Origin of the sequence: Paenibacillus sp. JJ-100, from assembly GCF_948329825.1 — a bacterium.
Taxonomy (GTDB): domain Bacteria; phylum Bacillota; class Bacilli; order Paenibacillales; family Paenibacillaceae; genus Paenibacillus.
Genome location: NZ_CAOJCM010000001.1, coordinates 841,188 through 855,520, shown reverse-complemented (window position 1 = coordinate 855,520; position 14,333 = coordinate 841,188). Strand labels below are relative to the sequence as shown.

The window sequence follows — 14,333 nt, the reverse complement described above, 5'->3', positions numbered from 1 at the left end:
GCGTACGTCAACCTCCTGCCATTGCTTTCATGATTTGCTGTTGATTGATCTGTTCTCCATGGAGTTCTTTTACTTTTTTTCGGTCTCGCAGCACTGCGACCCTGTCACTAACCCGAATCACTTCTTCGAGCTCTGACGAAATAAACAGAACACCCATCCCTTGCTTCGAAAGTGAAAGGACTAATTTTTGAATTTCGGCCTTAGCCCCGATATCGATACCGCGTGTAGGTTCATCGAGGATCAGCAGATCGGGATTCATCAATAACCAGCGGGCAAGTAATACTTTTTGCTGATTGCCACCGCTCAGATTTTTGATCAACTGCTCTGGATTTTTAGGATGGATCTGTAGCATATTGATATATTTCTCCGCCAGCTCATCCTGCTTTTTACGAGAAATGGGTTTCGACCACCCGCGTGTCGCCTGATAGGCAAGAATAATGTTCTCCCTGATCGTCAGGTCGTCAATGATGCCTTCCGTTTTGCGATTCTCCGAGCAGAAGGCAATATGCTGGTCAATCGCATGTCGCGGGGACTTTACCGTGTTGCCTGTATCTGCAACGATCAGCTTGCCTTCGTCCGCACGATCTGCACCAAAGATCAGACGAGCGATCTCGGTACGGCCTGATCCGAGCAAGCCAGCTAGCCCAACGACCTCCCCTTTACGAATCGTCAAATCGAATGGATCAATGGCTCCTTTTCGACCGAGCCCCGTTGCCGTAATCAACATCTCTCCTGCGTCTGCGTCATCCTCCGTCTCCGACTTCCCTTCGCTCGTTGACTTTGGAAGATCCTCCAACACTTCGAGCTCTTTGCCAATCATCTTCAACACGAGTTCCATACGTGGTAACGTCGCTGCAATATACTCCCCTTCCAGTTCCCCATTGCGGAGCACAGTCAGACGGTCGGACATTTCATACACTTGGTCGAGAAAGTGAGTGACGAACAGGATCGCTAATCCTTCATGCTTCAGCTTGCGCATAATCTGGAAGAGCTGCTGTACTTCATTTTTATCCAGACTGGAAGTGGGTTCATCTAAAATAAGTACTTTGGCCGAGATACTAAGGGCTCTTGCTATTGCGATGAGCTGTTGTACCGCTACGGAATACGTCTGCAATGGCACTTTCACATCGATGACCAGATTTAATCGTTCACGCAAAAGCTTCTCTGCATCTTGGTTCATCTGTTTCCAGTTGATTCGGCCAAACTTCATCGGCTCCCGCCCGATATAAATATTTTCTGCTACTGTCAGATTCGGGCAAAGATTCACCTCCTGATACACCGTGCTGATTCCAGCTCTCTGTGCCTCCAGCGGCCCCGATATGGCAAGAGTCCGATTGTCCATCGTTACCGTGCCTTCGTCAATCGAATACACACCTGTCAGTACTTTGATCAGCGTTGATTTTCCCGCACCATTCTCACCCATCAACGCGTGAATCTCGCCTGGAAACAGGCGAAAGCTGACGTTAGAGAGTGCTTTAACGCCCGGAAAACGTTTCGTAATGCCCGTCATCTGCAGGATGGGCGTCTGATGATCTTCCATATCCATCTCTCCTTTCTGGTAGAAGCTGTTCTTAACCGCTCAGCCATCTGATCGGATAGAAAAAAGTCATTTAGCGACAGCGAGGTCGAAAATGACTTTTCGGTGTTAACCGCAGCTGCTTTTAATATTGACGTGTTGGCAGTGCTTCTTTGGCTTGTTCCGATGTGAAGGTCGTTTCTTCCGTAACAATGCGCGGCTCAATCTCTTTGCCATCGACTACCGCCTGAACTGCCTCCATCAATTGAGGGCCGAGCAGCGGGTTACATTCGACAATGAAATTGATCTTACCATCCGCAGCCGCCTGCATCCCATCCTTCACGGCATCCACAGAGATAATCGTGATATCCACGCCTGGCTTCAAACCTGCCGCTTCAATGGCTTGAATTGCACCAAGTGCCATATCGTCATTATGTGCATAGAGAACATCAATCTTTTTGTGAGCTTTAAGGAATGCTTGCATAACCTCTTTCCCTTTTGCACGGGTAAAATCGCCCGATTGTGACGCAATTACTTTCAGTTTGGCATTGGAACCAATGACCTCCATAAAGCCTTCCTGACGATCATTTGCTGGTGCAGAACCTGTTGTACCCTGCAGTTCAACAATATTGATCTCTTCTTGTGCGTCTTTGTACTTATCGCTAAGCCACTGACCTGCTTTACGCCCTTCTTCTACAAAATCGGAACCGATAAATGTCTTGTACAATGATTTATCCGCTGAATCCACAGCGCGATCCGTTAGAATGACAGGAATGCCTGCATCCTTCGCTTCTTTTAAAACCGTATCCCAACCGGATTCCACCACAGGAGAAAAAGCAATCACCGTCACCTTCTGTTGAATAAAGGAGCGCAAAGCTTTAATCTGATTCTCCTGTTTCTGCTGTGCATCGGAGAATTTCAGATCATACCCTGCTTCTTTTGCCGAGTCCTGAATCGATTTGGTGTTAGCTGAACGCCAGCCGCTCTCTGCACCCACTTGAGAAAAACCAAGCGTAATGGTCTTGGAAGTCGCAGGTGTACTGCCACTATCTCCGCCTGAACTCGCTTGATTGGTACCGGATGCCCCATTACCGCTGTTACAAGCTGTGCTGACAAGCATAACCATCGCCAGTGTGATGGCGAGTCCCCACCTTTTTTTGGTTCGCATCATGTGATCCTCCCTAGTTAAGTTCACCTTGTGTGGTGTGTCCACATTATAAAACGCTTACAATGGAGACAGACATGGAATGTCATACGCATTTTATGTAATAATTTAGTAATTATAGAGGACATGTTATAAAAACGTGTAATTTTTTATGTGAATGGTGTACTATTTTGCGATACGCTTTCATGTTCCTAATTCGTGTTATAATAATGCTACCTTTGGATCCTGATCCCTTCAGATGGAGTGGAATACGTTGAAACTTGTTAGGTGGATAGCTTCCAGCCTCAGACTTAAATTGCTCAGCATGTTCATCATCCTCAGCTCGGTACCGCTGATTATCGTTGGATTGATCTCATACCACAAGTCCTATACGGTTGTTTCGGAACATAACAAAGCCTCCACACAGCTGGCTGCTGATCAGCTTGCCAGAAACATCGACATCATGTTTGAAGATACGGAACGACTGCTGGAACTGGGTAAGAATCCACAGGTTCTACAGTATTTGTACGCTCAATCGGAGTCCTATAACGATGCTAAGGCCATTTTGCAGACCTTCAATCTCTATCGGGAAACGTACAAATACGATAAAGTGCTCAACATCTCGTTTGTTAATTTCTATGGCAAAGGCCTTAGTGAACGAAAAGGAGTATTTAAGTTGGAGCGTAATCCGCTTCGAAACCCCTATTTTCAGTATCTGGTACAGTACCCAAACGCTATCTTACGCATCCCTCATGCTGCATCGTATGCTGAATATAACCGTCTGGACGGGTTCGTTTACCCAAAACAGAATGCGCTTTCAATTATGACGACCGTCAAAGAACGGATTACACATGAAGTCATTGGCTTTATTGTGATTGATATCAATGACTCCTTCATCGATGACTTTTTGACCACGACGAAAATTAAAGATTCTGGATTCTTTTATATTACAGATCAGTATGGAAAAACACTTTTCAAACCACCTTCAAGCCAGGCGTCTCTAGATATCATCAACCAGATCAGCTCCGTACCTATTCATGCCCAGCAAGGTAGCTTTAACCTGTCCGCAGGTTCCAAGCCGCAATTTGTCGTATACAGCACTTCCAAACAGACCGGGTGGAAAATTATCGGTGCTGCGCCCTTTCAAGAAATCATTACGGAGGCTAACAGTATTCGCCAATTAATCATCATCAGTGTTTTGTTAAGTGCATTCTTTGCGATTTCTCTGTACTTTTTCCTGAATAATAGACTGATCCACCCAATACAAATTCTCATGAACAAAATGCGCAAGGCGGCGAACGGGTATTTGGAGGTCAAGGTCACCCCTACCGGCTCGGACGAAATTGCAGATCTCGGACAGAGCTTTAACATCATGCTGGAGAAAATTAAAACCCTGATCGACCAAAGCATCAAGGAGAATGAGCAAGTCAAAATTGCCGAATTACGTACGCTACAAGCCCAGATTAACCCACATTTTTTGTATAATACGCTGGAGTCCATTATCTGGATGGCCGAAGCTGAAAAAAAGGAAAGTGTGATCCAGCTGGTTCAGGCCCTCTCCAAGTTCTTTCGTCTGAGTCTGAATAAAGGCTTTGACTGGATAACGATCCAAACCGAGCTTGAACATGCCCGCAATTATCTGGTGATTCAGCAGATGAGATATCACGATATTTTGACATACGACATCAAAGTAGATGATGAACTTCAAGACTATCCTATTTTGAAAATGACGCTCCAGCCTCTAATTGAGAACGCCATCTACCATGGCATTAAAAATAAACGGGGTCTGGGACTCATCTCCATTCAGGGTTACGCGGACGATACAAGTATCGTACTCCGTGTGCAGGACAATGGCGTTGGCATGACACCAGAAAAGCTGACACAGTTGAGAGAAGAATTGGAACAACCCACCGGCTCCCGCACCCTCCCACAAAACGATCAAGAAGGCGGGTTTGGGCTGCTGAATGTACATGACCGTATTCGTCTCTATTTTGGCCCGTCCTATGGCGTCGAGATGGAAAGTTTCTACATGGAAGGCAGTACGTTTCAAATTCGCATTCCGAAAAGCAAGGAGGTTCAGCATTGAGAAAGGTGATGATTGTCGATGACGAGATCGGTATTCGGGAGAACATACGTAACAGCGTACATTGGGAAAAGGAAGGATTTCACTACTGCGGAGATGCACCGGATGGAGAACTGGCTCTACCTTTAATTGAAGAATGGTCACCGGATATTCTCATTACCGACATTAAAATGCCGTTCATGAATGGTTTGGAGCTGGCCTCCATCGTCCGGGCCCAAAAACCAGAGATCAAGATCATTATTATGAGCGGTCATGATGAGTTCAGTTATGCCCAAGAAGCGATTCGTCTTGGCGTGACCGAGTATTGTCTTAAACCTGTTAGCGCAGCAGATCTTCTTCACGTTTTGCGTCACGTCAGCCAGAAGATCGATGAGGAGGAACAACTGCTAGCAAGTCGTACGATGACGAAAGAAAAACTGCTTGCCGATCTGTGCGGCGGGCTTATAGGTACAACGGATGCTTTTGATTCAGCCAAAAAGCTTTCGCTGCCTCTTTCCGCCAAATTCTACACGATCGTCATTGTTGATATCAGACCATATGATGACTCTCAGAACTCGGAGCACTTATTAGATAAAACACTACAAATTCTGGTGGAAGGCTGTAGCGTTGATGTGGAACTTCTCTCTTATATTCGGAGCCGTACCGAACGTGTGCTGCTGCTCAAATCCAGTTCTGAGGACAGTATTGCTGTTTATCTTGGACAGCTTCGAGGACCGATACGTCTAGATCTGGAGCAAGAGCTCCGTTGCAGTGTCATTCTTGGCATTGGCAGCAATCAGCAGCGCCTGCAAGGCATCCATGTCTCCTATCTGGAAGCCGATGAAGACAAATATATTACACGTCTGACCCAGCAAAACAAAGCCTCGCTAAGAGAGACTCATCTGGATGAAAAAATGAATATTTTGTTAGATCGCAACCTCTTTCTTGAATTTCTCAAGATTGGTGACCCCCATCTGCGGGATAGCTTTGTCCAGAAATTCGCTGCTCCATTACAATCGATCGACTGGAATTCTTCATCCTATGGGTTCTATTTGTTGAATGACCTTACGCTTGAATCCTTTCGCCTGGCGAATCAGCTCTTTCGCATGGATGCTGATTCGGATGAAAAGATTAAGAGCTTGCAACAGATCATTCAGGGAATTACAAGCTGGGAAGACTGCACCCGTTATCTGTGCTCTCTGTTGAACCAACTATGGCAACGAAGGGCAGCGTCATCCGGCAAATACAGTGATGTGATTGATCAGGTTAAAACCTATGTGTCACAACAATATAATAACGAGCAAGTTTCCTTGAAGACGATTTCTGCCCATGTGCGGATCAGCCCAAGTCATCTCAGCAAAATTTTCAGCCAAGAGACAGGTCAGACCATAACAGAGTACCTGACCCAGATGAGGATCGGCAAAGCCAAGGAACTGCTGAAAACAACGAACAACAAGACCTTTGAGATTGCGTTCAAGGTCGGTTACAATGATCCACATTATTTTTCGAATATATTTAAAAAAACCACGGGGTTTACGCCAAAAGAATATCGCATGCTGGGTTCGGAGGCATGCAATGAATCGTTCGTGGACATGAGAAAAGAGCCAATGTATGAATAAGGTTACATGGGCTGGTTGTCTTTTGCTTATGATACTTCTTCCATTATTGATAACTTCTTGCTCGAACGTCACTTCAAGTCCAACAGCATCTTCGGAATCAGGCACTCTACCTCCCAAACTTCAGGAAGTAAGCTCGTATCCTGCACCAGCGGTAGAACCATCTGGGGGAGAGAACAAAACATTCGGAATCATCTATCCGATGACGTATCCGACATATGAGATGATCACCACGGATGCGGCACAGTCTGCTGAAAAACATCATGTCACCCTAGTCGTCAATGCGCCGGACGAAGCAAGTACCGAACAACAAATTCGCATTATGGAGAACATGATCAAACAGCGTGTTGACGGGATCGCTATTGCACCAGTGAATGCTGTCGAACTCACGCCCGTGATTAACAAAGCTAGGACTGCCGGCATTCCGGTCGTCACCTTTGAATCCGATGCGTCCGCCAGCGAACGAGTTGCCTATGTGGGAGCGGACAACTACCAGACGGGCCGACAATTCGCCCAGACCACAGCCGAGTTACTGAATCGTGAAGGCATGATTCTAGTCGAAAGTGGTTTGGAAGAGATGTACGGTCTACAGCAACGTCTGAACGGATTCATTGATTATATTCGCAATGAAACCGACATCGAGATTTTGGAGGTTAAATACAATCAAGGCAATGAAGATCGAGCGGTGAACGATATTGAAACGATGATTGATGCACATCCCCATTTTAATGCAGTCGTTGGTTTGGATGTTGTATCCGTTTCAGCCTCTGCACTCGTGTGGAAAGCCAAAGGATTGAACCGCCACCTTCTCGCTTTTGGTGATAGTTCAATTAGTGAAAAAGGTCTGCTGAATGGTCAGATTTCGTCCGTGATTTCTCAAAATGAGCGGCTATGGGGCGTTGCCATTGTTGAAACGTTGCTTCGCGCAAGTGAAGGACTTCCTGTTGAGGAATTCATGGATACGGGGATACGGGAGATCAACCCTTGATTCTGAGATTTTTTTGATAAACGAAAAATGTGGACACCATGTTTTTTCGCGTAAGTTGTTCCCTCATTACGTCAGCATGGTGTCTCCTGCTTACTTCTTGAAACCTCGAATAAACAAAGAAATGGATATAAACGACAGAGATAAAAAGCCCATTACCGTAAGCACAAATAATAATTTGTTCTTGGTATATTCATTTATGGAGTTATCCAAAAAAAGTAAACTAAATAAAGCGATTGCTAGAGCCATTCCAAAACTTTGTTTCCTGGTCATATGGTTATGTACTGCCTTTCTATTGTAGGATCTAATTCAAATCCTCCAGTTATCAAAAACTTGTGCATTTGCGTATGAGGTTGGTTAGACACCCTTTTGGTATTCATCTTTCAAAATACTCATCACGAGGCTGTCCCAGTACTTCCCGTTCTTGTATATTTTCTTCCGATATCGACCTTCTTCTTGAAATCCACATTGGAGATAACACTTGCGAGCTGCCTGATTGTACTCATATACTTCAAGTTCCAAGCGATTGAAATTAAGTTCTTCAAAAGCAAAACTCTGAAGCAAGCGGATGGCTTCGCTGCCATATCCTTTTCCCCAGTACTCTTTTCTTCCTATTACGATCGCTAATGAAGCAAAACGGTTCTTCCAATCGATTTTATATAGATCAATCTGACCTATATATTCCAGTGATTCTATCGCTCCAATAACAAAGCTTTTGCTCACAGCTTTCCCTTCAACCATCGTTTTGAAAAAGGATTCTGTTTCATAACTCGAATGAGGGTATAAGAAATTATCTGATAAATTTGCTGTGATGTCCGGATCGTTGACCCACTGTTTCAAATATGGCACATCAGCATCCTGATATTCTCTGAGTACAATTCGTTCTCCATATATTCGAGCCATTTTCGTTACCTCCCGATTCACTCCTTGTTCTTACCCTTCTTAATTAATTTATCAATAATCAGACCCAACGCTGTCCAAAAAAGCAGATGTAATCCACAAATGAGAGGCTTAAACAAATATGTTGTCTCCGGGTTCATATTGATGTCTGTTAGCCAACGGTTTAATAGTGGATTGAATGGATTGGTTAAATATATCAAAATGTTTTTATCGTCATTACCAGATAAATTGTTAAAACACACCAGTAATGAAAAAAGTACTAACCAAAAGGTTAGCCTTTTGAATATTTTCATCTTTGTCTTTACCTCCTCTCTAAAAACTTGTGCTCAGCGGCCTCAATCCATCATAGAGCAGTTACTCAATCCCTCTGTGTGCCGAATTTCAAAGCTAGGACAACCTCACCATCGATAAGTTCCTCACTGATCCGCTGGAAACCGAGAGATTCGTATAAGACACCTGCAACGTAATTATCAGGTCTGTGTCCAATCAGGATGCGTTTGCAGTTTAGTGTCTTTTGCATCCTTTGAATCAAAGCACGAAGTGCTTCTTTTCCATATCCTCTGCCCTGATATTTGCTATCAATCATCAATGCAGGTAGCCAATAATCAGCCTCGGCATGCTCTTGGTCGGAGTAAACTGCAAAACCGACCAAATCTGAATCATTGTAGACTGCCATGGGTTGAAAATCTGTGACAAACCTGGACTCTGCCAGCCAATATACTACGGGTGCAGGGAACGTTTTTTTCTGTTCTTCACTTACCTGCAATTGAGTACAAGCAAACCAATCATTCATCGAAACAGGTCTCACCTGAATAGTCATTTAAAATCCCTCCTAATCTGATCTCCGATCTCGACAAGAATAGGACTATGTTTAGTCAGTTCAGAGAACTCAAAAGATTTGTTAGCCATCATTGCTTTCCGAACAGTTCCTATACCTTCTGACTTCCAGAGTGAACAAATATATTTGGAGAAAGCATATCCATTCAAGGCGTACCCGCTATCTTGTAGCTGTCTGAACAACTTCGCACATTCTTCGGACTGTTCAATATCGGCTAGAATGCAAGCCAGATTGTTTAACGCAATGTGAATATCTCTCCGTGAGTTTCTGCATGAATTCACATCTTCCCAACTGCCGAGAACTTCTTCTTTTTTCATTAGCTCTAAGGAAGACCAATCGATGTTATCTATTAAATGCATCGTCTCATGTAGAAGTAAATCTACCTCTCTTTTGTCTCCGGAATGATTCAGATAAGCTAGACGCTGTTTGTTATATGTAATCCGGGCAAAAAGATTATTGTCCCACTGCTCATCTTCCTGGATAAGGTGTTTCATGTTTTCCAGGACAAGTGGCATCTCACTGAATCTTTCTAATGCCCAAAAGGTACCACTCAATGCTCGGTGGCTCTCAAAACGAACGGCTCGGTTGGAATCCAACCTTGGTGCATGATCACAAGCATATCGGTACCAGTCAATCCAATGCTCGAAGAGATCTCCTAAAGATAATGACAATGCCTGTGTTGAATCGGAAACGATCCAATGGTACTGCTCTGGGTTAAGGTTTTCTTTCCCCCATCGGAAGAATGCCAGATGATTGGCATAAAGTGGTTCCGGCTCTCTTAACTGGGCATAACCATCTGAAATATTCCAGTATACCCAGCCGCGTTTATTCACAGGTAATTGGCCGGATTGTTCATATTTTTTCAATAAGTTAATCATACCCTGATGATCGCCTCGCACTACCGTTTCCTGAAAAGCTTGAACGATATCCATCCTCTTCCTCCATCCTCTGGAAGGTTTAAGTTTTCGTATGAATTTGACTATTAAAAACCTACATTCTTAGACCTTTTTCCTGCCTAAAAAAAGAGCTACCTTGTGATGTTTATCTATCGTTCCACCTGCATCATCTATTGAACGTTTGATTCTCTCCAAAAGCGTACTCCGAACATCCTCCGAAAGCTGCTGATGCTTAGAATTGGTATTCAATAGTGCGACATATTCTTCGCTTGAACAGGACTGTATCCAGTTGTATTCCTTGACCTTAATATCCGTGAACAAACCAGAACGCTCCGTGATTTCTTTACGCTCCTGAATGACTTCTTCGGGTGAAGGATACTGAGAATCATCCAAATGAGAGGCTAATGCAATGTAATGGGAACGAATTTCTTGATGCAGCTGATCGTAGCCCGGAACATGAATCGTCCAAAAAAGTCCAATACATCCTGTATCATCGAGCAATTCCCAAGCTTTGCGGTAACCTATTTCCGGAGCAATAAAGTGAAAGGCTGTTCCTGACACCAACAATTTGAAAAGCTGTTCCTCATGATTCCAATCCTCAAAAGAAGTGTTGATGACTTGAATGGATGGATAAGACTTGAATTTGTCAGCAGTAAACTGTGCCAGATTACTTCCTAGTTCAATACACGTAATGTTGGTATAATCCTTACTCACCAATCCACCTGTAGCCTGCCCTGTTCCGCAGCCAATCTCCAGAATGGAATCTTCCTTATGAAGCTTCGCGTATGTAAAAATGTCATCAAACATTGGGCTTGGATAAACAGGTCTGTACCGATCATATTCATTAGCTACACGATTAAATGTCTCCTTGTTTTCCATAGAATCAGCCTCCCATTTTAATGACGTTATTTCCCTTTTTCATTGACTAAACTTACCATATTTTATTATTCTTGAACATAAGGGAACAAAACTCTCGATAATGGAATGATACTGTCGCTAGTCATAATTTATTAAATGGATCGGGGTGTTCTGATGAAAAGTATCTTCGATACACAGCATGCTGTTGAAATTACGGAACGGATCGATCGACTAAAAAAAGATTCCATGCCTCAATGGGGAACCATGCAGGTTGCTCAAATGCTGGCTCACTGTTCTGCTTTTCACGATATACCTTTGGGCAATGCCTTCCCGCCAAGAGGATTGCTTGGAAGACTTATTGGCAGGTTTGCCAAACCCATGTTTTATAATGAAAAGCCCCTACCCCAGAATATGTCTACCATCCCAACGATTATTATTAATGACGAACGAGAGTTTATAGTAGAGAAAGACAAGCTCAAACAGCAGATTGCTACTTTTCAAGTCAATGGGCCGGAGCAATGCTCCCAACATCCACATCCATTCTTTGGGGCATTAACAGCTGAGCAATGGGGCATAGGCATCTACAAACATTTGGATCATCATCTTAGACAATTTGGAGTCTAACACAGGTCTATCACAGGTCCAGAACGGATGGAATGAAGCAGGAAAAGCCCATGACATAATTTAGCTTAACACCTGCATATCTGCATATATCATGCTCCTTATATCATGGGCGTTTCGAGTTAAACTTCTATTCTTTTACTTCCTATGCCCACCACCAGTGAGGGTCACCACGGATTTCCCTGGAATTTGGACGACAAAAGATGGGACATTTTCTGTTGCTGATTCTATTGCTGTAACGCTCTCATGACAAACTAAATCCATTTCAGCGTTAGTTACGTAAGACTCCATGGTCTTGACTGTTCCATTCAAAGCTAACGCATGAAGGTCAATCTGAACGCATTTGTCCTGTTCACCATGATTCACAAAAACAACCGTTACTGTCTGCTCTCCCTCATGGCTGTAAGCAGAACCAAGTAATCCGCTGTCCGCTTCCTCACCGAGTCCAGTCAACTCGATTCGCTTCGCTCCAGGCCGAATAAACCTGCTATAGTTACCGAGTACCCACAGCATTTTCGATGTCATAATATTTTGCTCATCACCAGCTTCATTAAAATCCGTGTAGATCAGTCCATCCTTGTAATCCACTTTAGAAACCGCTGTCCACCACTGCCACGCCGCTGCATTCGCTTCCACCAAGTCAAAGTGAATCGTTCTCGCCACATGAAGCGCAGGCTCCATACCTAAATCACGCCCAGGACCATAATCTCCGAGAATGCAATATTCCGTCACCCAATACTTACTGTCTTCATCGTAATGCTTCATGTTGGTGTGCAACAGCTTCCTTAACCGAACCAACCGATCGTCTCCGGGATTGCTGTAGTCAGACCAGTACGAATGGGACGCAATTTTATTGCCGATAGCTTCTTTCACCTGAGGATCACCAATCATATCCTTTATGTATTCGCGGTATTTGCCTGTCCCCAGCTGGTTAGCTCCACTAGAATACGTGCCACTTCCTGCAAACTGACAATAAAATTCATCGTCTAGTAGCGAAGTGATCTCTACGCCATCCGGTGCACTGATCCGCGTCTGGAGATCGGTATGCTGTAACTGGCGATATAACTCCATAATCACCAGTTTCAGATCCTCGTTATTATAACGATTACCTTCCTGCCAAGCCTGGTTCCAGTCCCAAGTCGGTTCATTCACCGGACTAATATAGTCGAACGCTATCCCATTCTCCTCGAAGTATGTGAGTACATCCAGCAGATAAGCTGCAAATTTCTGTTCATAGCCCGGCTTCAGATTGGTGGAACCCACTTCAAGATCGGGCTGGGCATGACCATTTTTGGTCATCCAAACCGGAGGACTGTTAACAAAAGCGATAAGTGTCTCAACGCCCCGATCACGTGCAGCTTGAAGAAACCACTGTTGGCCGGACTGTTTACTCCAATCATAACCATCTTCCTCTGACATTTTAAATGCGTCTGCTCGTCGCCAAGGGTCAGGAATTCGATCTCGATCGGTTTCGGTTGAACCTGCACCAATGTTGAAGCGCCATGCGGAGAGCCCGATGCCTTTATCCCTGGAAAATAAAAGATCCGCAACCTTCGACTTATTCTCCTCACTCCAATGCTTCCCCAGAGATTCCATCGACCAAGCATCCGACGCTCCAAAGTTGTCAATGGTCTGATAAATCGTCCCCCCATCAATCGTGACTTGTACATCCGGCTTCACTTTTGCTATCAACTGATCATTTTGCATCCCTTATCCCCCGCTTCCAAATTGATGCAGACCTATTCCAGCGGCGAACTGCTGGATTGCAATTGGTTAGAGACTGCCTATGATTTGACAGCCTCTACAAGCCTCTGCGTTGAATGAACTTGCATTTGCTAGCCTAACAAGTAAAGATCAGCTTTCCGTTTGCCACACTGATCGTCTTATCCTACAAGACCAGAGCGCTCCACACTCTCGACGAAATGACGCTGAACGAACAGATAAATGATGATCAGCGGCAAAATGGCCATCAGTACACTGGTGTTCATCATCATCGACATGAAAAACGGATCTTGCGTGTAAGATGCCGCTGCTTGACCGCCGCCCGTCAGGTATGTTGCAATCGTAAAGCCCGAGGAAGACATCATCGACGACATCACTTTGGGTTCATTCAGGTACATATTCGTGAAGAATGAATCATTCCATTGCCAAACAAACGAAAACAGCATGACCGTAACCATTGAAGGTATCGCATTGGGCAAAATAATACGCCAGAACGTCTTGAAATATCCTGCACCATCCACGTAAGCCGCCTCTTCAATCTCACGCGGAATCCCTCTGAAGAACTGACGAAAAATGTAGACATACAGACCTGTCTTCACGCCCATCCCCAGTGCTGCCGAGATCAGAAACGGCCAGTATGTGTTGATCAGATTAGCTGGACTACCGCGAAACAGTTCGATCAGCCCCATCACATCAAAGTTTTTGAAATTCAGATAGAGCGGGATCATGATGGTCTGTGAAGGCACTAGTATGGTAAAGATTACAGCAGCAAACAACAAACCACTACCTCTGAACTTGATTCTTGCGAATCCATAGCCTGCTAGCACACAGGTTATCGTCTGAAGCAGCATGACCGCAGAGGACAACCATAAGGTGTTCATCAGCACACTCGGATAATTCATGGCTGTGAAGACCAGTTTGAAATTTTCCAACGTGAACGTACGTGGAATCCAGATCACCGTTGGGTCATACAGATCGGACATGCTTTTGAAGGAAATCGATATTTTCAGTAAGATCGGATAGAGAATGACAAACGATATGCCAAAGATCAGTACAAACCGAACCAGAATCCACGCCCACTTCTTAATCTTTTCAAACCAGTAGGCCGTAGAACCCAGGCGCTCTAGCCATTCTTTTTTCACAGACGGCTGCCCTGCTGCGGTTTCTGTCTTCAT

Annotated in this window: 12 protein-coding genes; 4 read left to right on the top strand and 8 right to left on the bottom strand. The window is 44.4% G+C overall.

The annotated features are described in order from the left end of the window. Nucleotides 1–7: 7 nt before the first annotated feature. Nucleotides 8–1,540, bottom strand: coding sequence for a sugar ABC transporter ATP-binding protein (locus tag PQG66_RS04240; protein WP_272035466.1), 1,533 nt, complete (start codon nt 1,538–1,540; stop codon nt 8–10). A 121-nt stretch (nt 1,541–1,661) separates the two neighbouring features. Next, the gene (locus PQG66_RS04235; protein ID WP_442955033.1) at nt 1,662–2,684 is read right to left on the bottom strand and encodes an ABC transporter substrate-binding protein; all 1,023 of its coding nucleotides are present in this window, start codon (nt 2,682–2,684) and stop codon (nt 1,662–1,664) included. A gap of 250 nt (nt 2,685–2,934) precedes the next feature. On the opposite strand from PQG66_RS04235, the gene PQG66_RS04230 reads away from it, so the two are divergent. From PQG66_RS04230 to PQG66_RS04220, 3 genes are read left to right on the top strand one after another with little or no spacing between them, the layout of a single operon-like run. Then, nucleotides 2,935–4,746: a sensor histidine kinase gene (locus tag PQG66_RS04230; protein ID WP_272035462.1), complete on the top strand. Its 1,812-nt coding sequence runs from the start codon at nt 2,935–2,937 to the stop codon at nt 4,744–4,746. Between the two features lie 5 nt (nt 4,747–4,751). Further along, on the top strand, nt 4,752–6,341 hold the full coding sequence (locus PQG66_RS04225) for a response regulator (protein ID WP_272036456.1): 1,590 nt from the start codon (nt 4,752–4,754) through the stop codon (nt 6,339–6,341). Then, nucleotides 6,334–7,326, top strand: coding sequence for a sugar ABC transporter substrate-binding protein (locus PQG66_RS04220; RefSeq protein WP_272035460.1), 993 nt, complete (start codon nt 6,334–6,336; stop codon nt 7,324–7,326). The genes PQG66_RS04225 and PQG66_RS04220 overlap by 8 nt, the downstream gene beginning before the upstream one ends. Nucleotides 7,327–7,680: 354 nt before the next feature. Here the strand turns inward: PQG66_RS04220 and PQG66_RS04215 are convergent, their stop codons facing one another. From PQG66_RS04215 to PQG66_RS04200, 4 genes are all read right to left on the bottom strand, one after another. Next, on the bottom strand, nt 7,681–8,226 hold the full coding sequence (locus tag PQG66_RS04215; protein ID WP_272035458.1) for a GNAT family N-acetyltransferase: 546 nt from the start codon (nt 8,224–8,226) through the stop codon (nt 7,681–7,683). 355 nt (nt 8,227–8,581) lie between these two features. Next, a complete protein-coding gene (locus PQG66_RS04210) occupies nt 8,582–9,043 on the bottom strand; it encodes a GNAT family N-acetyltransferase (protein ID WP_272035456.1) in 462 nt (153 codons plus the stop codon). Beyond that, the gene (locus tag PQG66_RS04205) at nt 9,040–9,993 is read right to left on the bottom strand and encodes a hypothetical protein (protein ID WP_272035454.1); all 954 of its coding nucleotides are present in this window, start codon (nt 9,991–9,993) and stop codon (nt 9,040–9,042) included. Before PQG66_RS04205 ends, PQG66_RS04210 begins: the two co-directional genes overlap by 4 nt. 66 nt (nt 9,994–10,059) lie before the next feature. Further along, complete coding sequence (locus tag PQG66_RS04200; RefSeq protein ID WP_272035453.1) at nt 10,060–10,836, bottom strand: class I SAM-dependent methyltransferase; 777 nt, start codon at nt 10,834–10,836, stop codon at nt 10,060–10,062. A gap of 153 nt (nt 10,837–10,989) precedes the next feature. Here PQG66_RS04200 and PQG66_RS04195 point away from each other — a divergent pair, with 153 nt between their 5' ends. Continuing rightward, nucleotides 10,990–11,439, top strand: a complete 450-nt coding sequence (locus PQG66_RS04195; RefSeq protein WP_272036454.1) for a DUF1569 domain-containing protein — start codon at nt 10,990–10,992, stop codon at nt 11,437–11,439. 135 nt (nt 11,440–11,574) lie between these two features. Here the strand turns inward: PQG66_RS04195 and PQG66_RS04190 are convergent, their stop codons facing one another. Together PQG66_RS04190 and PQG66_RS04185 are read right to left on the bottom strand one after the other, a co-directional pair. Beyond that, complete coding sequence (locus tag PQG66_RS04190; RefSeq protein WP_272035452.1) at nt 11,575–13,143, bottom strand: glycoside hydrolase; 1,569 nt, start codon at nt 13,141–13,143, stop codon at nt 11,575–11,577. A gap of 176 nt (nt 13,144–13,319) precedes the next feature. Then, nucleotides 13,320–14,333, bottom strand: coding sequence for a carbohydrate ABC transporter permease (locus PQG66_RS04185; protein ID WP_272035451.1), 1,014 nt, complete (start codon nt 14,331–14,333; stop codon nt 13,320–13,322).

Coding starts and splice junctions, on each gene's coding strand:
- PQG66_RS04215 (WP_272035458.1), bottom strand. CDS start 8,226: ATGGCTCGAATATATGGAGAACGAATTGTACTCAGAGAATATCAGGAT.
- PQG66_RS04210 (WP_272035456.1), bottom strand. CDS start 9,043: ATGACTATTCAGGTGAGACCTGTTTCGATGAATGATTGGTTTGCTTGT.
- PQG66_RS04205 (WP_272035454.1), bottom strand. CDS start 9,993: ATGGATATCGTTCAAGCTTTTCAGGAAACGGTAGTGCGAGGCGATCAT.
- PQG66_RS04240 (WP_272035466.1), bottom strand. CDS start 1,540: ATGGAAGATCATCAGACGCCCATCCTGCAGATGACGGGCATTACGAAA.
- PQG66_RS04190 (WP_272035452.1), bottom strand. CDS start 13,143: ATGCAAAATGATCAGTTGATAGCAAAAGTGAAGCCGGATGTACAAGTC.
- PQG66_RS04235 (WP_442955033.1), bottom strand. CDS start 2,684: ATGCGAACCAAAAAAAGGTGGGGACTCGCCATCACACTGGCGATGGTT.
- PQG66_RS04195 (WP_272036454.1), top strand. CDS start 10,990: ATGAAAAGTATCTTCGATACACAGCATGCTGTTGAAATTACGGAACGG.
- PQG66_RS04185 (WP_272035451.1), bottom strand. CDS start 14,333: ATGAAGACAGAAACCGCAGCAGGGCAGCCGTCTGTGAAAAAAGAATGG.
- PQG66_RS04200 (WP_272035453.1), bottom strand. CDS start 10,836: ATGGAAAACAAGGAGACATTTAATCGTGTAGCTAATGAATATGATCGG.
- PQG66_RS04220 (WP_272035460.1), top strand. CDS start 6,334: ATGAATAAGGTTACATGGGCTGGTTGTCTTTTGCTTATGATACTTCTT.